The sequence below is a fragment of the Pelomonas parva genome, from assembly GCF_043555835.1.
Lineage (GTDB): Bacteria > Pseudomonadota > Gammaproteobacteria > Burkholderiales > Burkholderiaceae_C > Pelomonas > Pelomonas parva.
Map to the genome: position 1 here is coordinate 82,797 of NZ_JBIGHV010000015.1, position 22,479 is coordinate 105,275.

A 22,479-nucleotide genomic window follows, 5' to 3' on the forward strand; every position below is an offset into this window, starting at 1 on the left:
GTTGTCTCCGGATGGCCGGCGGCAGGCCGGCCTCTTGGCTGTTGTCGGTGGTGGTTCTCCTAACTCCTCAAGCAGGTAGCGCCTTCACATGGCGGGTGATGTAGTCACCGTGGTCGGGCATGCCGGCCGCAGTCTCGTGGATGGCCTGGCGCAGGCGGGCGAAATGGTGCACCAGGGTGGCCTCGTCGACGTGGTCAACGAAGGGGTCGTAGGCCTCGGGCCGCAGCCCCAGGCCCATGAAGAGCGACACCCAGGACGGCTCCTGGAAGCTGTCGCGGTCCAGCACGGCGACGCGGCCCGTCGTGCGGAACAGCTCGATCTGGTGGGCTAGGTTGTCGGACACGGGCATGGCCGCGCAGTAGCGCCACAGCTCGCTGTCGCGCCGGTCGGTGAGCTTGTAGTGCAGCGCGATGAAGTCGCGCGTGGACTCGTACTGCTGGCCCATCAGGCGGTTGAACTCGGCCACCAGGTGGGGCTTGCAGTGGCGGTCCGGCATGAACTGGATCAGCCGGCCGACGCCGTCCATGATGAGCTGGATGCTGGTGGACTCCAGCGGCTCCAGGAAGCCGCCCGACAGGCCGATGGCGACGACGTTCTTCACCCAGCCGGCCTTGCGCCGCCCGGTCGTGAAGCGCAGCTGGCGGGGCGTGTCCAGCGCCTTGCTGTCCAGGCCCGCGAGCAGCGTGGCGGCGGCCTCGTCGTCGCTGATGAAGCCGCTGCAATAGACATGGCCGTTGCCGGTGCGGTGCTGCAGCGGGATGCGCCATTGCCAGCCCGCCGCCTTGGCGGTGGAGGTGGTGTAGGGCGTCAGCGGCGAGGGCGGCGAAAGGCGCTCGCTGGGCACGGCCAGCGCGCTGTTGCAGGGCAGCAGCGCGCTCCAGTCCTCGAAGGGCGACTTCATCGCGCCCTCGATGAGCAGCGCGCGAAAGCCCGAGCAGTCAATGAAGAGGTCGCCCTCGATGCGGCGGCCGTCCTTCAACTTGACGGCCGCGACGAAGCCGTCCTCGGGACGCAGTTCGACGTCGACGATGGTGCCCTCCACCCGCTGCGTGCCGCGCTGCACGGAGTAGTCGCGCAGGTAGGCGGCGTAGAGGCCGGCGTCGAAGTGATAGGCGAAGGAATAGGCGTTGGCCGCCGAGGGCGGCCCGTCCGCCGGCGGCGTGAAGCGGTTGCGCCGCGACATGACGGTGGACATGGACCAGTCCTCGTACGTCGGCAGGCCGGCCACCTTGCGCTGCAGCCGCAGCCAGTGCTGCCACGGCGAGCGGCCGTCGATGGGCGGGCCGAAGTCGCCAAAGCCATGGAAGAAGCGGTTGCCGACGCTGCCCCAGTCGCGGAACTCGATGCCCAGCTTGAAGCTGCCCTGCGTCTTCCTGACGAAGTCGGCGCCGTCCAGGCCCAGCGTGCGGTTGTAGGCGCGGATGGGCGGCAGCGTCGCCTCGCCGACGCCGATGGTGCCGATGTCGGGCGACTCGATGAGCACGACCTCCGGCCGCCCGCCTTCAGCGGCGCGCTCGAACAGCCGGGCCAGCGGCGCGGCCGTCATCCAGCCGGCGGTGCCGCCGCCCACGATGACGATTTTTTTGAGGGAGGGATCTGTCATGGGATAGCGCTGTCGGAGCTGACTCCGGCAAGCGTTCGCATCTTCGGCGGGCCGTACCAAACCGCGCTAGGGGCTTTCACCCAATTTACTTCGTGCGACGGCCGAACTAATATGACTCAAAGCCTGGACCACCAGGCATCACTGGAGACAAGCTTGCAGGCTGAAGCCGCCGCCGGGAGCCAACAGTTGCTCAAGGTCATCAACCGCATGGCATTGGTCAGGCAGCTTTGTGCCTGTCCGGGGCTGTCGCGTGCCGACCTGGCCGGGGCCGTCAACCTGACCAAGTCCACCGTCAGCCTGCTGGTGCGCGAGTTGGTGAACGAAGGCTGGCTGGTGGAACGCGAGGTCGTCGCCACCGGCGACCTGGGCCGCCGTCCGACGCCGCTGTTCATCGACCCCGAGCGCCTGCTGCTGCTGGGCGCCGAGGTGGGCATCGAGTCCGTGCGCGTTGTCGCGACCTCGCTAACCGGCGAGGTCAAGGCCTGCACCGTGGCCAACTACGGCGCCAGCCGCACGGCCAAGGCCTGCATCGCCAGCCTGGCCACGGCGTTGCTGAAGCTGCGCCGCCAACTCGACGCCAGCCAGCAGATTCTCGGCATCGGCGTGGGCCTGCCGGGCGGCGTCAACGAGGCGCGCGGCGTGCTGTATTTCGCCCCCAACCTCGGCTGGCGCGACGTGCCCTTCGCCGCGCTGCTGGGCGAGAAGCTACAGGACACGGCGCTGGCCGGCGTGCCGCTGTTCATCCAGAACGAAGCCGATGTCGCCGCCCTGGGCGAACTGGAATTCAACCTGACGGCCGCGTCGGACCCGCTGCTCTACGTCTCCATCAACCAGGGCCTGGGCGCCGGCGTCATCGTCGGCGACCGCCTGCTGACGGGCAGCCGCGGCTTTGCCGGCGAGGTGGGTCACATGGTGCTGCAGCCGGGCGGCCCGCGCTGCTCCTGCGGCCGGCGCGGCTGCGCCGAGGCGCTGATCGCGACGCGGGCGCTGCTGGGCGGCAGCGAGGACGAGACCGTGCTGCGCTCGCTGGCGGAGGTGCGCGCCCACCTGGTGGACGAAGACGCCGAGACGCTGAAGGCCGTCAACTCGGCCGGCCGTTACCTGGGCGTGCTGCTGCAGAACCTGGCCACCGCCTACGACCCCGCCTGCATCGTGCTGGGCGGCGCCGTCGTCGAGCTGGGCGAGCCCTTCCTGAAGCCGGCGCTCGACACGCTGCTGGACTACGCCACCGCCGCCGGCCTGCCGCCGCCCAGCGTGCGCACGTCGCGCTTTGGCGCCAACGCCGTCGCCGTGGGCGCCGCCGCGCTGGCCCGCTACCGCCTGACCCGCCCCGCCCTGCCGCTGGCCGATACCGGCGTGACCTTGGCCGAGGAGGCCGTCTGATGTTTCTCGGTCTTGATCTCGGCACCTCGGAAGTCAAGGCACTGCTGCTCGACGACCGCGGCTTCACCGTCGGCACGGCGGGCAGCACGCTGACGCTCTCCAGCCCGCAGCCGCTGTGGTCCGAGCAGAACCCCACCGACTGGTGGGCAGCCACCGAGGCCGCCATCGCACTGCTGCGCGAAGCCCACCCGGAAGAGTTCGCCGCCGTGCGCGGCATCGGCCTGTCGGGCCAGATGCATGGCGCGGTGCTGCTGGACGAGGCCGACGCCATCCTGCGCCCCGCAATCCTGTGGAACGACGGCCGCTGCCACGCCGAGTGCACCGAGCTGGAAGCCGCCGCACCGCGCCTGCACGACATCGCCGGCAACCTGGCCATGCCCGGCTTCACGGCGCCCAAGCTGCTGTGGGTGAAGAAGCACGAGCCTGAAATCTTCGAACGAATGAAGACCGTGCTGCTGCCCAAGGACTGGCTGCGCCTGCAGCTGACCGGCGACAAGGTCTCCGACCCGTCCGACGCCGCCGGCACGCTGTGGCTGGACGTGGCGCGCCGCGACTGGTCCGACGAACTGCTGGCCGCGACCTCGCTGACGCGCGCCCACATGCCCCGCCTCGTCGAGGCCAGCGAGCCCAGCGGCGTGCTGAAGGCCGAGCTGGCACACGCCTGGGGCCTGGGCGCCGACGTGGTCGTGGCCGGCGGCGCCGGCGACAACGCCGCCAGCGCCATCGGCATCGGCGCCACGCAACCGGGCGACGGCTTCATCTCGCTCGGCACCTCGGGGGTGCTCTTCGTCGTCAACGACCGCTACCGGCCCAACCCGGCCTCGGCGGTGCATGCCTTCTGCCACGCGCTGCCCCAGCGCTGGCACCAGATGAGCGTGATGCTGTCGGCCGCGAGCTGCTTCAGGTGGTTCTGCCATCTCGTGGGCCAACACGAGAGCGCACTGCTGGCCGAGCTAACGTCAAATGACAGCGCAGTCACCGACCGTGCGCCGACCTTCCTGCCCTATCTGGCCGGCGAGCGCACGCCGCACAACGACCCCTTCGCGCCGGGCGTCTTCCACGGCCTGAAGGCGAAGACGACGCGCGCCGACTGCACCTATGCCGTGCTCGAAGGCGTGGCGTTCGGCCTGGCCGACGGCCTCGCCGCATTGCGCGCCGCCGGCACCGAGGTGCGCCAGCTGTCCCTCGTCGGCGGCGGCTCGCGCAGCAGCTTCTGGGCGCAGCTGATCGCCGACGCGCTGGACGTCGAGATCGTCGTGCACGCCGGCAGCGAAGCCGGCGGCGCACTCGGCGCAGCACGGCTGGGTTGGCTCGCCACCGGTGGCGCGGTCGACACCGTCTGCACCCGCCCCGCCATTACGTCGCGCCACCGGCCCGACCCCGAACGCCATGCCCGCCTGGCCCCACGCCTGGCGCGCTTTCGTGACCTCTACAGCCGCCTGCGCGGCGCATAGACCTTTTCAGACATGAGCTACTTCGAACACATCCAGCCCATCCGCTACGAGGGCGCCGACAGCCAGACCGAGCTGGCCTTCAAGCACTACGACAAGGACCGCATCGTCCTGGGCCAGCGCATGGAAGACCAGCTGCGCTTTGCCGTCTGCTATTGGCACAACTTCGTCTGGACCGGCCTGGACCCGTTCGGTGGCGCGACCTTCGAGCGCCCCTGGTTCCAGGGCGGCAGCCCGATGGAACTCGCCAAGCTGAAGGCTGATGCGGCCTTCGAGTTCTTCGCCAAGCTGGGCGTGCCCTACTACTGCTTCCACGACCGCGACGTGGCTCCCGAGGGCGCCACGCCGCGCGAGAGCCAGGAAAACTTCAAGCGCATCGTCGACGTGCTCGGCGAGAAGCAACAAGCCACGGGCTTGAAGCTGCTGTGGGGCACGGCCAACCTGTTCAGCCACCGCCGCTTCATGTCGGGCGCAGCCAGCAACCCCGACCCCGAGATCTTCAAGATGGCAGCACTCCAGGTGCGCGACGCGATGGACGCGACGCTGGCGCTGGGCGGCGAGAACTACGTGCTGTGGGGCGGCCGCGAGGGCTACGAGACGCTGCTGAACACCCGCCTGGGCCAGGAGATGGACCAACTCGGCCGCTTCCTGAACATGGTCGTTGAATACAAGCACAAGATCGGCTTCAAGGGCACCATCCTCATCGAGCCCAAGCCGCGCGAGCCGTCCAAGCACCAGTACGACTTCGACACCGCGACCGTCTACGGCTTCCTCGTGCGCTACGGCCTGGAGAAGGAAGTCAAGGTCAACATCGAGGCCAACCACGCCACGCTGTCGGGCCACAGCTTCGAGCACGAGATCGCCACCGCCGGCGCGCTCGGCATCCTCGGCAGCCTGGACATGAACCGCGGCGACCCGCAGCTGGGCTGGGACACCGACCAGTTCCCCAACAACGTGCCCGAGACGGCGCTGGCGCTGTACCACGTGCTGCAGGCCGGCGGCCTGGGTAGTGGTGGCCTGAACTTCGACTCGAAAGTCCGCCGCCAGTCCATCGATGCCGAAGACCTCTTCCACGGCCACATCGGCGGCATGGACGTCTGCGCGCAGGCGCTGCTGATCGCCGAAAAGATGATCGTCGATGGCCGCCTGAAGAGCGCCGTCGACACGCGCTACGCCGGCTGGGACAGCGCGCAAGGCCAGGACATCTTGAACGGCAAGCGCACGCTGGCCGAGCTGGCAGACGAAGTGCTCGCGTCGAACAAGGACGTGGCACCCGTCTCGGGCCGCCAAGAGGTGCTTGAGAACCTCGTCAACCGCTTCTGCGCATGACGCGCAGCGCCGTCATGCAGCTCACCAAGCCCGCCACCGGCATCGGCCCTGCAGGCCGATGTTGATCCCTTCCCCGTTCCCGCCGAACCAGCAGCAAGTCCACAGCCCACGGCCCCTGAGGCCATCAGAGGAGACACAGTGAACAAGTACCAGAGAACCGCCATTTCCCTCGCCGCCGCCCAGGCCGCCCTGCTTTGCAGCGGCCTGGCGATGGCGCAGACACCCGCAGCGCCTGCGGCCGCCGCATCGGCCCCCGTGCAGAAGGTCGAGACCGTCGTCGTCTCCGGCCGCCGCGCGGCGCTTGAATCCGCGCAACGCATCAAGCAGAACTCCGATGAGATCGTCGACTCCATCGTTGCCGACGACATCGGCAAGCTGCCCGACCAATCCGTCACCGAGGTGCTGCAGCGCATCGTCGGCGTGACCATCGACCGCACCATGGCCCGCAGCGACCCCGAGCATTACTCGGTGGAAGGCTCCAGCGTCAACATCCGCGGCCTGACCTATGTGCGCTCCGAAGTGAACGGCCGCGACACCTTCTCCGCCAACGGCGGCCGCGCGCTGAACTTCGAGGACGTGCCGCCCGAACTGCTGGCCGGCGTCGACGTCTACAAGAACCCGATGGCCACGCAGATCGAAGGCTCCATCGGCGGCCTGGTGAACCTGCGCACCGCCCTGCCTTTCGACTACAACGGCTTCAAGGGCAGCGTCACCGCAGTCGGCAAGTACAACGACCTGACGGGCAAGTGGAGCCCCTCCGCGTCCGGCCTGCTGGCCAACAGCTGGAACACCGACATCGGCAAGGTCGGCATGCTGCTGAGCCTGGCCCACAGCAACAGCCGGACCCGCAACGACAAGTGGCAGATCGAGCCCTACTACAAGATCGACGGAACGCACTGGGTGCCCAAGGGCGCGCAGTGGCGCGAGGAGAACTTCGACCGTGACCGCAACGGCCTGTACGGTGCGCTGCAATGGAAGAAAAACGACATTGAAAGCTCGCTGACCTATTTCCAGTCCAAGTACCAGATGCGCTGGGACGAGAACGCGCTGTTCTCCTCGGCCAACCCCTGGAACCTCGTCATCGGCAGCGACGCCAAGTACAACGCCAACAACGTCTTCGTCAGCGGCACGCTGACCCAGCCGGCCGACGGCGGCGTCAACTTCGGCGCCGACACGCGCTACATGAAGCGCAACTCCAAGACCCGCGACCTGGGCTGGAACCTGAAGTGGCGCGCCAGCGACAAGTGGTCCTTCAGCACCGACCTGCAGATCGTCAAGTCCGACACCACCGGCTTCGACTCCACCGTCGCCACCGGCCTGCTGATGCCCAAGGAAGTGCTGGACCTGACCGGCTCCACGCCACGCGTCGTCTTCGACGCCGGCGACCTGGCCGCGCTGCAGAACAAGGCCAACTACTACTGGGCGTTCACGATGGAGCACCTGGACCGCAGCCGCGCCGAGCAGAAGGCCTGGCGCGCGGATGCCAAGTTCAACTTCGACCACGCCGTGCTGCAGGACCTGTCCTTCGGCGTGCGCCTGACCGAGCGCGACGCCACCACCATGAAGACGGTGCCCGACTACAACTGGGCCGCCATCACCCAGACCTGGCAGCGCGGCTGGGACATCAGCGACGTGGCCTACCTGAGCGACCCGCGCTTCAATGCCCCGGTCACGCTGCACGAGTTCAAGAACTTCTTCGGCGGCCAGCAGGTGTCGCCGATCTACGTGCCCCACGTGTCGCTGGCGCAGAACTACCCGCAGAGCTACCAGCAGATTCACGAGTACCACGACATCCGCTGCCAGGAGTTCACGGCCGCCAACGGCTGGGGCAGCGGCTGCGCGAAGTGGGCGCCGGCCAGCTTCGGCACCAACCCGGCGGGTACCAACGAGCAGAAGGAACGCACCCAGGCGGCCTACGCCCAGCTGCGCTTTGACTTCACCGACTCCGGCACGCCCGTCGACGGCAATGTCGGCCTGCGCGCCGTGCGCACGGACATGAGGGCCAGCGGCTTCACGGTCTTCAACTACAACCCGGGCATCACGCCGCAACCGGGCCAGACCGTGGGTGGCGTGCCGGTGCCCGTCATCGCCAGCTTCGCTTCGCCGATGGCCGCCCAGCAGGACTACATCAATGTGCTGCCCAGCCTGAACCTGCGCTTCAAGGCCAGCGACGCGCTGCAGTTCCGCGCCGCCGTGGCCAAGGGTGTCTCGCGCCCGGACTTCTCGGACATGCAGGCCTACACGTCGATGGAGCTGACGACGACCAAGCACACCGAGGGCAACACGCTCATCATCGACGCCGTCAACCTGACCGGCTCGGCCACCGGCAACCCGCTGCTCAAGCCGGTCAAGTCCACCCAGATCGACCTGACCGCCGAGTGGTACTTCTCCAAGAACGGCTCGCTGACGCTGGCGGTGTTCAACAAGCAGCTGAGCGACATCATCGTCAGGCAGTCGGCCACGACGGTGTTGCGCGACGCCGCCGGCAACCCGCTGAACTTCACCGTCACCTCGCCGGTCAACGGCAGCAAGGGCCACGCCCGCGGCTTCGAGCTCGCCTTCCAGCGCTACCTCGACATGCTGCCGGGCTGGATGTCGGGCATCGGCGTGCAGGCCAACTACACCTACGTCGCCAGCAAGACCAAGCCCTACAACCCGGTGCTGAGCCCGTTCTGCGCCAGCAACACCTTGGACGCGGTCAACCTCAACCTGAACATCAACGGTTGCGACACCGACGGCCGCACCTTCGGCGACCTGCCGCTGACCAACCTGTCCAAGAACGCCTACAACCTGGCGCTGCTGTATGACTACGGCCCGCTGTCGGCGCGCGTGGCCTACAGCTGGCGTGGCAAGCACCTGCAGGCCGTCAATGCCAACGGCACGCGCGGCACCGACGGCCGCCTGGCCGACGGCACCAGCGTGGCCTACGCGCTGCCCACCTGGAGCGACGACTACGGCCAGGTCGACGCGGGTCTGAACTACCGCTTCAGCGACAAGTTCAGCCTCAGCGTGGAAGCGCAGAACCTGAACAACGCCCAGGCCCGCCAATTGATGCAGCAGAACATCGGCATGATGACCCGCGCCATCAACTACAACGGCCGGCGCTACAGCGTCACTGCCAGCTACTCGTTCTAATCTCCGGCACTTCCGGCGGCCTCCTCCCGGGGCCGCCGGCTTTTTCCCCTCACATCCGAATTTCCGATGATGAAGAACAAGCTTCTCCTCGCGGCGGCGCTGGCCTGTCTGCTCAACGCCGCCGGCGCCGCCGAGTTGCCGCGCCTGGTTTCGAAAGACGGCCGCCACGCGCTGCTGGTGGACGGCAAGCCCTTCCTCATGCTGGGCGCGCAAGCGCACAACTCCAGCAACTACCCCGGCGCGCTCAAGCCCGTGTGGGACGCCGCCAACGACTTGCACGCCAACACGCTGCTGATGCCGGTGGCCTGGGAGCAGGTGGAGCCCGTCGAGGGCAGGTTCGACTTCAGCTTCGTTGACGTCCTCGTCAAGGAAGCCCGCCAGCAGAAGAAGCGTCTGGTGATCCTGTGGTTCGCGACCTGGAAGAACACCAGCGCGCAGTACACGCCCGAGTGGGTCAAGCTCAACCCGAAGCGCTTCCCTCCCAATCTCGACCAGGAAGGCAAGCCGAACTACAGCCTCAGCCCCTTCGGTGCCGAGACACTCAAACACGACAAGCGCGCCTTCGTTGCGCTGATGACCCACCTGAAGAAGATCGACTCGACCGAGCGCACCGTGCTGATGGTGCAGGTGCAGAACGAGGTCGGCACCTACGGCCTGGTGCGCGACTTCGGCAAGGACGCGCAGGCCGCCTTCAACCAGCCCGTGCCCGCCGCTGTGCTGGCGCGGCAGAAGCCCAAGGCCGCGGCCTCCGGCACCTGGCGCGAGGTCTACGGCGACTATGCCGACGAGTACTTCCACGCCTGGGCCGTGGCCCGCTACATCGGCGACATCGCCGCCGCCGGCCGCGCCGTGTACGACCTGCCGATGTACGTCAACAACGCCCTGCGTGACCCGCTGGAGCAGCCGCCCAAGCCCTGGAACAAGAACTTCGCCAGCGGCGGCCCGACCTGGGACGTCATCGACATCTACAAGGCCGCCGCGCCCGCCATCGACATCGTCGGGCCCGACATCTACCGGCCCGAGTCCGACCAGGTCAACGCCAACTTGAAGCTCTTCCAGCGCCCCGACAACGGGCTGTGGGTGCCCGAGTTCGGCACCAAGCCCGCCTATGCGCGCTTCATCTACGCCATGCTGGGCCGCGGCGCCATCGGCATCTCGCCCTTCGGCACCGACTACTTTGACTACAGCAACTACCCGCTGGGCACGCTGGCCACGGACAAGAAGCTCGTCGAGCCCTTCGAGCGTGTCTACCGCATGTTCGCGCCCATCCAGCGGCAGTGGGCGCAGTGGGCCTTCGACGGCAAGGTCCAGGGCGCCGGCGAAGGCGACGACCGCAAGCCCCAGCAGCTCGACTTCCCCGGCTGGACCGCCAAGCTCACCTACCGCATGGGCCGTTTCGGCGAGTCCGCCTGGGGCGGCGAATTCGCCAAGCCGGCAGCGGGCACCGAGGAACCCAGCGGCGGCGCGGCGATGGCCCAGATCAGCCCGGACGAATTCATCGTCATCGGCCAGCGCGTGCGCGTGCGCATGGAGCCGGCGCAAGGCACGAGCGGCATGATGCTGCGCGCCGAGCAAGGCCGCTTCGATGACAAGGGCCGCTGGGTCATGGAGCGCGTCTGGAACGGGGACCAGGTCGACTACGGCCTGAACCTGCCGGCCGAGCCCGTCATGCTCAAGGTCAAGATGGGCAGGCCCGCTCAATGATCCACCGCCGCCACCTGCTGCAAGCCGCCGGGCTGGCGGCCACCCTGCCCACTTCAGCCGCCTGGGCCGCCGACACCGCACCCGCCTACGACTGGCGCAGCCTGACCTACGGCGGCGGTGGCTTCATCGACGGCTTCGTCTTCCACCCGCGCGAGCAAGGCCTGCTCTACGCGCGCACCGACATCGGCGGCGCCTACCGCTTCGACCCTACGGCCAAGCGCTGGCTGCCGTTGCTGGACCATTTGGCCAAGGACGACGCCGACCTGATGGGCGTGCTGGCCCTGGCCGTGGACCCCACCGACGCCAACCGCGTCTACGCCGCCTGCGGCCTGTACACCGGCGAATGGGCGCGCAAGGCCGCGCTGCTGTCGTCCACGGACCGCGGCGCCACCTGGCAGACGCACGAGCTGGGCCTCAAGCTCAATGGCAACGGCCCCGGCCGCGGCACCGGCGAGCGCCTGCAGGTGGACCCGAAGCGCCCCGAGCGCCTGCTGCTCGGCACCACGCAGGACGGTCTGCAGCAGAGCACCAACCACGGCCAGAGCTTCAGCCGCTTGAGCGGCTTCCCGGCCAAGCATGTGTCCCTCGTGCTGTTCGCGCCGACGGCCAAGACCGTCTACGCCGGCAGCCACGACCAGCCCGGCCTGTTCGTCTCCAGCGACGACGGCGCCAGCTTCACGCGCATCGCCGAACTGCCCGCGCAAGCGCCGCAGCGCGCGGCGGTCGGGCAGGACGGCTCGCTCTACGTCAGCTTTGCCGGTGGCGACGCGGGCACCATCACCAACCCCGGCTACGCCAAGACCGGCAGCGTCTGGCGCCGCGCGCCGGACGGCAGCTGGCGCGACATCACGCCCGTCAAGCCCCGCAGCGGCGACGGCTTCGGCTACTCGGGCCTGGACGCGGACGCCAGGCGCCCCGGCCGCGTCGTCGTGTCCACCATCGAGCGCTGGAGCCAGGGCGACGAGATCTACGTGTCGGACGACTTCGGCGCCAACTGGGTGCCGCTGAGCCCGCGCTCCGCCTTCGACGCCAGCACCCATCCCTGGCTGCAGGCCTACCAGGCCAAGACGCACCACAAGCAAGGCCACTGGCTGGCCGACTTCAAGATCGACCCACACGACGGCGAGCGCGCCGTCTACGGCACGGGCTACGGCCTGTGGATGACAGGCAACCTCGGTGCCGCGAAGGTCAACTGGGCCTTCACCGTCGACAACCTCGAAGAGACCGCCGTGCTTGGCCTGGAGAGCCCCAACGGCGGCGCGGCGCTGCTGGCGGCCATGGGCGACGTCTCCGGCGCGGCCTGGGACGACCTCAACCAAGGCCCCAAGAACGGCCTCTTCCTGCCCGCCGGCGAGACCTGCCGCTCGGTGTCGTTTGCCGAGCTGAACCCCGGCATCGTCGCGCGCACATCGGACATGGCAGCCAACGGCGGCTACTGGTCACCCGACGGCGGCGCCAGCTGGCGACCCTTCGGCCCGTCCACGCGCAACGCCAAGACGCCCGAGGGCTGGAGGGCATCGTCGGGCCAGGTGGCCGTGTCGGCCAAGGGCGGCTTCTTCCTGTGGGTGCCCGACAAGCAGGCGGCGCTGTTCTCGCGCGACCGGGGCAAGACCTGGAACCTCAGCCAGGGCTGGCCCGCCGAGCGCGACGTGACGCTGACCCCCGTGGCCGACCGTGCCATCGAGGGCGTGTTCTACGTGCTGGACCGCGCCAATGGCCGCATCCTCGTCAGCGCGGACGGCGGCGCCAGCTTCCAGCCCAGCATCACCGGCCTGCCCAAGCTGGAGAACTGGCGCAGCGCCCAGCTCATCTGCGCGCCGGGCCAGGCGCGCGACCTGTGGCTGGCCACGCACGACGGGCTCCTGCACATCCCCGGTGTCGGCGCCAAGGCCAAGACCATTCGCGGCGTGGCCGAGCCCTGGCGCGTGGCCGTGGGCAAGGCGGCCCCGGGCGCGACCTATCACGCCGTCTACGTGTGGGGCAAGGTGGCCGTCGGCGGCGGTGACGCGGTCGAAGGCCTGTTCCGCTCCATCGACGGCGGCGCCAGCTTCCAGCGCATCAACGACGACCGCCACCGCTACGGCCGGCTGAACGCGCTGGCCGCCGACCCGCTGGAGTTCGGCGTCGTCTACCTCGCGCCCGAGGGGCGCGGCGTCATCATCGGCAAACCCAAGGCATGAAGCGCCTCCTCGCCGCTCTGGCCCTGGCGGCCGCGCTGCCTGCGTGTGCCAGCGAGCTGACGCTGCGCTACGCCGCGCCCGCGCCCGACACGCCCAAGGGCTGGGAGCAGCAGGCCTTGCCCATCGGCAACGGCCGGCTGGGCGCGATGCTGTTCGGCCAGGTGGCGCGCGACCGCCTGCAGTTCAACGACATCACGCTGTGGACGGGCGACACCCAGAAGATGGGCGCCTACCAGCCCTTCGGCGACGTCGTGCTGACGCTGGACGGCGCCGATGCGCCGCTCAGCGACTACCGCCGCGAGCTGGACATAGCCCGCGCCGAGCACCGTCTCAGCTACACGCAGGGCGGCGTGGGCTATGCCCGCGACGCGCTGGCCAGCCACCCGGCCCAGGTGCTGGTCTGGCACCTGCACGCCAGCGCGCCCGGTCGCTACAACGGCCGCATCGCGCTGACCGACCGCCACAGCGCGGCGCTGAGCGCGGCCAACACCACGCTGACGGCACAAGGCAGGCTGCCCAATGGCCTGGCCTACGCCAGCCAGCTGCGCGTGCTGCACGAGGGTGGCAGCGTCGCCATCGACGGCAACACACTGCGCTTCAACGGCTGCACCTCGCTGACGCTGATCCTCGGCGCCGGCACCAGCTTCACCGACGGCAAGGCGCCGCTGCCGCGCGTGCAGGCCCAGGTGGCCGCCGCTGCGGCCAAGCGCTGGCAGCAGCTGCGTGCGGAGCACCACGACGATGTCGATGCCCTGCTCGGCCGCGTCGCGCTGGACCTGGGCGACAGTCCCGCCGAGCGCCGGGCACTGACGACCGATGCGCGCCTGGCCGCCTACACCCAGCACGGCGGCGACCCCGAGCTGGAGGCGCTCTACTTCCACTTCGGCCGCTACCTGCTCGTCAGCAGCTCGCGTGACTCGCTGCCCGCCAACCTGCAAGGCCTGTGGAACGACCACCTGCAGCCGCCCTGGAACAGCGACTACCACTCCAACATCAACCTGCAGATGAACTACTGGCCGGCCGAGCCGACCAACCTCGCCGAGGCCGCACGGCCCTTCCACCGCTTCGTGCAGCGGCTGATTCCCGAGTGGCGCAAGGCCGTGTCCGAGCGCGCCGCGCTTGCGCTGCGCGACCCATCGAGGTTGCCACCCGAGACACCGCCCTGGGACAACTCGGTCCAGCCGCCCATCGAGACCTTCCTCAAGGACGGCCGGCCGGCCCGCGGCTGGGCGCTGCGCACCGAGACCAACCCGTTTGGCTATCAGGGCTATCTGTGGAACATGACCGGCAACGCCTGGTATGCCCGCCACTTCTGGGAGCACTACGCGTTCACGCAGGACAAGGCCTTCCTGCGCAACGTCGCCTGGCCGGTGCTGAAGGAAGTCGGTGAGTTCTGGGAAGACCGGCTCAAGGCCTTGCCCGACGGCAGGCTGGTGGCGCCCAACGGCTGGTCGCCGGAGCACGGCCCCATCCAGGACGGCGTGGCCTACGACCAGCAGATCCTGTGGGACCACTTCGACAACATGGCGCAAGCGGCCGAGGCGCTCGGCGACCGCGCCGCGCGGGACCGCGCCGCGTCGCTGCGCGACCGCCTCGCGGCCCCAAGCATCGGCAGCTGGGGTCAGTTGCTCGAATGGATGGAGGAGTTGAAGGACCCGGTGCTCGACACGCCCCGGGACACGCACCGCCATGTGTCCCACCTGTACGCGCTTTACCCTGGTCGGCAGATCTCGCCCACCCGCACGCCCGAGCTGGCGGCCGCCGCACGCAAGACGCTGCTGGCGCGCGGCGACGTGAGCACCGGCTGGTCCATGGCCTGGAAGATCGCCTTCTGGGCGCGGCTGCGCGACGGCGACCATGCCCACGGCCTGCTGCGCGGCCTGCTGGCCCAGCCCGGCGCGCGCAAGGCCCGCGAGGGCGGCGAGGTACACCAGGGCGGCACCTATCCCAACCTGCTGGACACCCACCCGCCCTTCCAGATCGACGGCAACTTCGGCGCCACCGCCGCCATCGCGGAGATGCTGCTGCAGTCGCACGACGGCGTCATCGACCTGCTGCCGGCCTTGCCTGCGGCGTGGCCCGAAGGCTCGGTGAAGGGCTTGCGCGCGCGCGGCGGGTTCGAGGTGGACATCGCCTGGGCGGGCGGCAAGTTGACACGCGCCACCGTGCGCTCGGTGGCAGGCACCGGCGACGGGCGCGCGCGCGCGGGCGAGCGCGTCGTCGAGCTGAAGCTCAAGCCCGGCCAGTCGCGCACGCTGCTCGCCAAGGACTTCTGACATGCATCGTTTCCTGCTCGCCTTCCTCGCCCTGCTTCCGCTGACAGCGCAGTCAGTGGACTTGTCCAAGGGCTGGCAGGTCGCCGTCACCGATTTCGAAGGCGAGGCCAGGTTGACCGGCGACCGCATCACCGTGCCCAAGCCGGCCAATCCGCGCGTGCCCAACAGCCATGTCGCTGCCCGCCGTGGCAGCGACGGCACCGTGACGCTGCAGTTCAGCAACACCTGGATCGCGCAGCTGCGCTGGCAGGACGGTAAGCCGCTGGACCTGAACCCCTACCTGGCCGAGGGCACGCTGGAGTTCGATCTCAACGTCGTCGACCTCGCCAAGGGCGGCATGAAGTTCAAGCTCGGCTGCGGCAAGGACTGCGAGCGCAAGGTGCCCTTCCTGTTCGCGGGGCGCACCCTGATCGGCAAGGGCCGCCAGCACCTCTCGTTCTCGCTGAAGTGCTTCTGGCGCGAGGGCGACGACTTCTCCGCCGTCAACCTGCCCTTCACGCTAGAAGGCACCGGCAGCGGCGAGCTGCAGATCGCCAACCTGCGCATCAACAAGACCGGCAAGGCGACCACTGCCTGCCCCGACTACCGCACGCAATCGACCACGCCCGAGCGCCTGCAGGAGTCCTGGGCCGTGGACTGGTGGCTGCCGCGCCACGAGGCCAAGCTGGCCGAGATCCGCGCCCACCGTGAGGCCGGCCGGCGCGTGGACCTCGTCTTCCTGGGCGACTCCATCACGCAAGGCTGGGAGAACGAGGGCAAGGCCGCCTGGACCCGGCACTTCGCGAAGCACAACGCCGTGGCGCTGGGCTTCGGCGGCGACCGCACCGAGAACCTGTTGTGGCGGCTGCAGAACGGCGAGCTGGACGGCATGGCGCCCAAGGCCATCGTCATGATGATTGGCACCAACAACACCGGCGAGCGGCTGGAAGACCCGGCCCTCACCGTGGCCGGCATACAGCGCAACCTCGATGAAATCAGGAAGCGCCAGCCGCAGGCCAAGGTGCTGCTGCTGGCGCTGTTCCCGCGCGGAGAGAAGCCCGACGACCTCATGCGCCGCCACAACGCCAAGATCAATGCGCTGCTGCCGGCGCTGGCGGACGGCAAGCGCGTCGTCTTCCTCGACCTGGCCCACGCGCTCACCAACACGGACGGCACGCTGTCCAAAGACATCCTGCCGGACTCGCTTCACCTGAGCCCGCAGGGCTACGACATCTGGGCCCGCAGCCTGGAAGCACCTCTGACTTCTCTTCTGGCGCCCTGACGGCGCCTTGCACCAACTTCATGACCGCACTGACCTACTCCAGCCCTTTCCCTGACGACTTCCTGTTCGGCGTCGCCGCCGCCTCCGCCCAGATCGAGGGCGCTGCCTTCACCGACGGCAAGGGCGAATCCATCTGGGACCGCTTCTGCCGCACGCCCGGCAAGGTGCACGACGGCGACACGCTCGACGTGGCCTGTGACCACTACAACCGCTTCGACGACGACTTCGCGCTGATGGCCTCGCTGGGCCTGAAGTACTACCGCCTGTCCATCGCCTGGCCGCGCATCTACCCGAACGGCGACGGCGAGCTGAACCAGGCCGGGCTGGACTTCTATCACCGCCTCTTTGCCAGCATGAAGAAGCACGGCATCCAGCCCTGGGTGACGATGTTCCATTGGGACCTGCCGCAGTCGCTGGAAGACCGCGGCGGCTGGACCTCGCGCGTCACCGTCGACGCCTTCGCGCGCTACGCCGACACCATCGTCAAGGCCTTCGCCGGCGAGGTGAAGCACTGGATCACGATGAACGAGATCCGCTGCTTCACGCAGCTGGCCTACGGCTACGGCACCAAGGCGCCGGGCCGCACCGAGAGCGCGCAGGTCGTCAACCAGACCTTCCACCACGCGCTGCTGTGCCATGGCCATGGCGTGCGCGCCGTGCGCGAATTTGGCGGCGCGGGCGCGGTCGTTGGCCTGACCGACAACCTCGACGTCTGCATCCCCGTCACCGAGACGCCGGCCGACATCGCCGCCGCCAAGGCCTGGTTCCTGCAGATGAATGCCCATGTGCTGGGCGCCATGCATGCCGGTCAGTACCCGGCCGACTACCTGGCCCGCGTGGGCGCGGACGCGCCCACGGTCGAGCCCGGTGACTTCGACCTCATCAGCCTGCCCACCGACCACCTGGGCCTGAACATCTACACCGGCACCTATGTGCGCGCCGGCAAGGCCGGCGCGGCCTTCGAGGCCCTGCCGCCGCCCGTCAACTACCCGCGCGCCGACAGCCCCTGGCTGCGCCTGGTGCCGCAGTCCATCTACTGGGCCACGCGCTTCGCGGCCGAGTGCTACGGCCACCAGGCGCTCTACATCACCGAGAACGGCTGCGGCTACAACGACGAACCGGTCGTGGACGGCGAGGTGCTGGACCTGCACCGCCGCGACTTCCTGCGCAACCACCTGCGCGAGGCCCACCGCGCCATCGGCGACGGCGTGCCGCTGAAGGGCTACTTCCTCTGGTCGTTCATCGACAACTACGAGTGGGAAGACGGCTATCAGCGCCGCTTCGGCATCGTGCATTGCGACTACGCCACGCAGGTACGCACGGCCAAGCTGTCGGCCCACTACTACGCGGAAGTCATCAAGGCCAGGAAGATCCTGTGAACGCCAGCACCCTCCATCTCGACCGCGTCGTGCCGCCCTCGGCCGACCGCCTGCCCATGCGGCAGAAGATCGGCTTCGGCCTCGGCTCCATCCTCGACATGTGGGGCCACTGGCTCTACCCGTCGCTGGCCTTCCACGTCTTCAACATCTTCCTCGGCGTCGCGCCCGGGCTGATCTCGACGGTGCAGATGGTCAAGATCTTCATCGATGCGGCCAGCGATGCGATCTTCGGCTGGATCAGCGACAACACACGCACGCGCTACGGCCGGCGCCGCCCGTTCATCCTGATCGGCGGCGTGCTGGCCGGCATCGGCCTGCCGCTGATGTTCGCCGTCGGCAAGGGCTGGACGGACATGCAGTACTTCACCTTCATGCTGGTCAGCATGGTGATCTACGTGCCCATCATGAGCTGCTTCAACATGCCCTGGGTCAGCCTGGGCTCGGAGATGACGCCCGACTATCACGAGCGCACCACCGTGATGGCCATCCGCAACGCCATCCAGAAGGGCCCGGAGCTGGCGATGTTCTTCGCCGCGCAGTTCACGACACTGGCCATCTTCAACGACCCCGACACCGGCAAGCCCGACATCCTGCGCGGCGCCCAGACCTATTGCGCCATCCTCGGCGCCATCATGGTGGCCGTGTCCATCGCCATCTTCCTGCTGGTGCGCGAGCGCTACTACGAGAAGCTGGTGTCGCGCACGCAGACCCACATCCCCTTCACCGACACCCTGTGGCGCACGCTGCGCTGCAAGCCCTTCCGCCATGTGCTGACCATGTCGCTGGCCTACGGCATCGGCACGGCCATGGTCGGTGCGCTGGGCTACTACGCCACCGTCTACTACGTCTGCAAGGGCGACATCGTGCTGGCGACGAAGTGGAACACCGCGATGGGCCTGGCCGGCATGGCCTTCGGCTTCGCCGGCATCCCCTTCTTCACGTGGATCGCGCGCCAATGGGGCAAGCGCGCGGGCCTGGCCACGGTGCTGGTCATGGCCATCTGCGCCTTCATCGGTGACTGGTGGCTGTACGACCCCGAGCGGCCCTACCTGCAGCTGTTCGCCTGCGGCTTCGTGGCCTTCACCGGCGCGGGTTTCTGGACGCTGTACGGCGCCACCATCGGCGACGTGGTGGACTACGACGAAGCCCAGACCGGCCAGCGCCGCGAGGGCTCGTTCTCGGCCTGCCAGTCGTGGATCTCCAAGGTCGGCATCGCGCTGGGCGTGGGCGCGTCGGGCTGGATACTGCAGGCCACCGGCTTCGATTCCAAGCAGGCCATCCAGACGCCCGAGGCCATCTTCTGGATACGCATCCTGCTGTCGGGCATCCCGGTCATCGGCCTGGTGCTGGCGCTGATCGCCATCCTGCGCTTCCCGCTGACCGAGGCACGCATGCTGCAGATCCGCGGGCAGCTTGAATCGACGCGCGGCACGGTATGACGCTGTCGCGCCGCACGGCCTTGCAGGCCGCACTCGCGGGCGCGGCGGTCACGCCCGCCCTCGCCGCACCGAAGTTTGCTGCCGGCATCGAAGGCCAGCGCAAGGCCGACCTGGGCAACGGGACGTACATCAACCCCATCGTCGCGGGCGACCATGCCGACCCCACCATCCTGAAGGACGGGGCCGACTACTACATGACCTTCTCGTCCTTCCAGTCCTACCCGGGGGCCGTCATCTGGCACTCGCAGGACCTGGTGAACTGGACGCCCATCACCGCCGCGCTGCATCAGCCCATCGGCACCGTCTGGGCCATGGACCTGATCAAGCACCAGGGCCGCTTCTACATCTACATCCCGGTGCTGCAGGACCAGGGCACGGGCACCTATGTCATTCACGCCGACGACATCCGCGGGGCCTGGAGCGCGCCCATCGACCTGAAGCTGCCCGGCTGCATCGACCCCGGCCATGTGGTGGGCGAGGACGGCCGCCGCTACCTCTTCGTCAACGGCGGCCGCCGCGTGCGGCTCACCGACGACGGCCTGGCCACCGATGGCGCGCTGGAAGAGAACGCCTGGAAGCCCTGGCAATACCCCAAGGACTGGGTCGTCGAGATGTTCGCGCCCGAGGGGCCCAAGCTGTTCAGGCGCGGCGAGTGGTTCTACCTGATCTCCGCGGTCGGCGGCACCGCCGGGCCGCCCACCAGCCATATGGTCACCGTGGCCCGCTCGCGCTCCGTGCACGGGCCCTGGCAGGACGCGCCCAACAACCCCATCGTGCGCACCAAGAGTGCCAGCGAACCCTGGTGGTCGCGCGGCCATGCGACCGTCGTCGAGGGGCCGGCGGGTGACTGGTGGATGGTCTATCACGGCTACGAGAACGGTTTCCGCACGCTGGGCCGGCAGGCGCTGCTGGAGCCCGTTGAATGGACCCAGGACGGCTGGCTGCGCGCCAAGGGCGGCACGCTCGACCGGCCGCTGCCCAAGCCGCGCGGCGGCAAGCCGAGCAAGGCGGGCTTCGCGCTGTCGGACGACTTCTCGTCGGGCAAGCTGGGCCTGCAATGGGCCTTCCACGCACCGGCGCCTGATGAGGCGAAACGCCTGCGCTTCGAGGGCAAGTCGCTGGTCATCAAGGGCAAAGGAAAAGCCCTGCCCGATTCGTCACCGCTGACCTGCGCCTGCGGCGACCGCAGCTACGAGGTGACCGTCGAGCTGGAAATCACGGGCGAAGGCCATGGCGGCCTGGCGCTGTTCTACGAAGAGCGCGGCCATGTCGGCCTCGGCTTCAGCACCACGCAGATGCTGACCTATGGCTACGGCCAGGAGCATGGCTGGATGCGCCAGAGCATGACCACCAAGAACGTCCACATTCGCCTGACCAACCGCGAGAACGTCGTCACCTGGCACTACTCCCACGACGGCGGCAAGACCTGGACCCAGCATTCCTGGCAGATGGAGGTCTCCGGCCTGCATCACAACGTGTTCGGCGGCTTCGTCAGCCTGCGGCCTGCGCTGTTCAGCGCGGGCAGTGGCGAGGTGCGCGCCCGCAACTTCACCTATCGAGGACTTCCCGCATGACTTCCCGCCGCCAACTGCTTGCCGCCGCCGCCGCCATGCCACTTGTCGCCCAGGCCCAGCCGGCCCAAGCGCCCAAACAGCGCCGCATCGTGCTGGACCTCGACCAGGCCAAGCAGCCGCTGGACCGCTTCTTCGACCACTGCGTCGGCGCCGACTACCCCGGCACCACCTACCGCCCCGATGCGCTGGCGCAGTTGAAGACGACGGTGGACGAACTGGGCTTTCGCTACCTGCGCTTCCACGCCATCTTCCACGACGTGTTCAAGACCGTCACGCGCGACGCCGCCGGCAAGCTCGTCTTCGACTTCACCAACATCGACAAGCTCTACGACGCGATGCTGGCGCGGCGCATCAAACCCTTCATCGAACTGGGGTTCACGCCGCTGGCGCTGAAGACCTCGGACCTGAAGATCTTCTACTGGGCCGGCAACACCTCCCACCCCGAGCCCACCGGCTGGGTCGCGTTGATCGAGGCCTTCGTGCGCCACCTGCTGGACCGTTACGGCGCGCCCGAGGTGCATGACTGGTACTTCGAGGTCTGGAACGAACCCAACCTCGACGGCTTCTGGGAGAAGGCGGACAAGCAGGCCTACTTCGACCTCTACACCCGCACCGCCAAGGCCATCAAGGGCATCGCGCCGCTGCTGCGCGTGGGCGGCCCGTCGACCGCTGGCGCGGCCTGGGTGCCCGAGTTCCTGGCGCATGCCAAGGCGACCAACACGCCGGTGGACTTCATCACGACGCACACCTACGGCGTCGATGAGGGCTATCTGGACGAGTTCGGCCAGCAGGACCGCATGCTGTCCAAATCGCCCGACGCCATCGTGGGCGACGTGCGGCGCGTGCGCAAGGAGATCGAGGCCTCGCACCTGCCCGGCCTGCCGCTGTTCTTCACCGAGTGGAGCAGCAGCTACAACCCGCGCGACCTGGTGCACGACAGCTACATGAGCGCGCCCTATGTGCTGACCAAGCTGAAGCAGACGCAAGGGCTGGCCCAGCACATGAGCTACTGGGTCTACAGCGACCTGTTCGAGGAGCCCGGCCCGCCGGACGCGCCCTTCCACGGCGGCTTCGGCATGATGACCCGCGAAGGCGTGAGGAAGCCTGTGTGGTTCGCCTACAAGTACCTCGCCGCGCTGGCCCGGCTGGATGGCAAGGCGATCCCCAGCAGCGACGAGTTCAGCTGGGCCGCGACCAACGGCGAGCAGGTGCAAGCCCTGGTGTGGGACTGGCGCCTGCCGGACCAGAAGGTCAGCAACCGCGGCTTCTTCGGCAAGCCGCAGCCGGCCAGGGATGTCGGCACGGCCACCGTCGAGCTGCGCCACCTGAAGCCCGGCCGCTACCAGCTGACCCAGCAGCGCACCGGCTATGAGGTCAACGATGCCCACACGGCCTATCTGAAGATGGGCTCGCCCAAGAACCTCGATGCGAAGCAGCTCGCCACGCTGCAAGGCCTGACCGCCGACAAGCCGGAAGTGCAGCGCGAGCTGGTCGTCGGCGCTGCCGGCACGGCCACCGTGACGTTGAAGCTGCGCAGCCACGACGTGGTGCTGCTGAGCCTGAAGAAGGTCGGCGCGTGAAGCGCCGCCAGGCCGCGCTGAGCCTGCTCGCAGGCCTGGCTGCTTGCGGTGGCGGTGGCGGTGGTGGCAGCAGTGCCGCCACGCCACCGGTGGCCGGTGCGCCGCCTCCGCCACCCCCGCCACCCCCGCCACCCCCCCCCGCAAATACAACGCGGGCAAAGCCCATGACCCCCACGACCAAGGCG

At 68.7% G+C, this 22,479-nt stretch carries 14 protein-coding genes; 13 read left to right on the top strand and 1 reads right to left on the bottom strand.

Annotated features, from left to right (window positions below; all coding sequences use genetic code 11):
- Positions 1–67: 67 nt before the first annotated feature.
- Positions 68–1,603, bottom strand: coding sequence for a tryptophan halogenase family protein (locus ACG00Y_RS27950; protein WP_394484797.1), 1,536 nt, complete (start codon positions 1,601–1,603; stop codon positions 68–70).
- A 153-nt stretch (positions 1,604–1,756) separates the two neighbouring features.
- Between ACG00Y_RS27950 and ACG00Y_RS27955 the strand changes: the two genes are divergently transcribed.
- From ACG00Y_RS27955 to ACG00Y_RS28015, 13 genes are all read left to right on the top strand, one after another.
- On the top strand, positions 1,757–2,986 hold the full coding sequence (locus ACG00Y_RS27955; RefSeq protein ID WP_394484799.1) for an ROK family transcriptional regulator: 1,230 nt from the start codon (positions 1,757–1,759) through the stop codon (positions 2,984–2,986).
- On the top strand, positions 2,986–4,440 hold the full coding sequence (xylB, locus tag ACG00Y_RS27960) for a xylulokinase (protein ID WP_394484801.1): 1,455 nt from the start codon (positions 2,986–2,988) through the stop codon (positions 4,438–4,440). Before ACG00Y_RS27955 ends, xylB begins: the two co-directional genes overlap by 1 nt.
- A gap of 12 nt (positions 4,441–4,452) precedes the next feature.
- The gene (gene xylA / locus ACG00Y_RS27965) at positions 4,453–5,766 is read left to right on the top strand and encodes a xylose isomerase (protein ID WP_394484803.1); all 1,314 of its coding nucleotides are present in this window, start codon (positions 4,453–4,455) and stop codon (positions 5,764–5,766) included.
- Between the two features lie 138 nt (positions 5,767–5,904).
- Positions 5,905–8,901 (top strand): TonB-dependent receptor, encoded by a 2,997-nt coding sequence (locus ACG00Y_RS27970; RefSeq protein ID WP_394484805.1) that lies wholly within the window; start codon positions 5,905–5,907, stop codon positions 8,899–8,901.
- A 69-nt stretch (positions 8,902–8,970) separates the two neighbouring features.
- Positions 8,971–10,605 carry a DUF5597 domain-containing protein gene (locus ACG00Y_RS27975; protein ID WP_394484807.1) on the top strand — a complete coding sequence of 545 codons (1,635 nt, stop codon included), beginning with the start codon at positions 8,971–8,973 and terminating at the stop codon, positions 10,603–10,605.
- Positions 10,602–12,785, top strand: a complete 2,184-nt coding sequence (locus ACG00Y_RS27980) for a beta propeller repeat protein (RefSeq protein WP_394484809.1) — start codon at positions 10,602–10,604, stop codon at positions 12,783–12,785. Before ACG00Y_RS27975 ends, ACG00Y_RS27980 begins: the two co-directional genes overlap by 4 nt.
- Complete coding sequence (locus ACG00Y_RS27985; protein ID WP_394484811.1) at positions 12,782–15,061, top strand: glycoside hydrolase family 95 protein; 2,280 nt, start codon at positions 12,782–12,784, stop codon at positions 15,059–15,061. The genes ACG00Y_RS27980 and ACG00Y_RS27985 overlap by 4 nt, the downstream gene beginning before the upstream one ends.
- A gap of 1 nt (position 15,062) precedes the next feature.
- A complete protein-coding gene (locus tag ACG00Y_RS27990) occupies positions 15,063–16,322 on the top strand; it encodes a GDSL-type esterase/lipase family protein (RefSeq protein WP_394484813.1) in 1,260 nt (419 codons plus the stop codon).
- Between the two features lie 20 nt (positions 16,323–16,342).
- Complete coding sequence (locus ACG00Y_RS27995) at positions 16,343–17,701, top strand: GH1 family beta-glucosidase (protein WP_394484815.1); 1,359 nt, start codon at positions 16,343–16,345, stop codon at positions 17,699–17,701.
- Positions 17,698–19,140 carry an MFS transporter gene (locus tag ACG00Y_RS28000; protein ID WP_394484818.1) on the top strand — a complete coding sequence of 481 codons (1,443 nt, stop codon included), beginning with the start codon at positions 17,698–17,700 and terminating at the stop codon, positions 19,138–19,140. The genes ACG00Y_RS27995 and ACG00Y_RS28000 overlap by 4 nt, the downstream gene beginning before the upstream one ends.
- Positions 19,137–20,714, top strand: coding sequence for a family 43 glycosylhydrolase (locus tag ACG00Y_RS28005; protein WP_394484820.1), 1,578 nt, complete (start codon positions 19,137–19,139; stop codon positions 20,712–20,714). Before ACG00Y_RS28000 ends, ACG00Y_RS28005 begins: the two co-directional genes overlap by 4 nt.
- Positions 20,711–22,294, top strand: a complete 1,584-nt coding sequence (locus ACG00Y_RS28010) for a GH39 family glycosyl hydrolase (RefSeq protein ID WP_394484823.1) — start codon at positions 20,711–20,713, stop codon at positions 22,292–22,294. The genes ACG00Y_RS28005 and ACG00Y_RS28010 overlap by 4 nt, the downstream gene beginning before the upstream one ends.
- The coding region (locus tag ACG00Y_RS28015) for a hypothetical protein (protein ID WP_394484825.1) at positions 22,291–22,479 on the top strand (189 nt) is incomplete at its 3' end. The genes ACG00Y_RS28010 and ACG00Y_RS28015, both read left to right, overlap by 4 nt.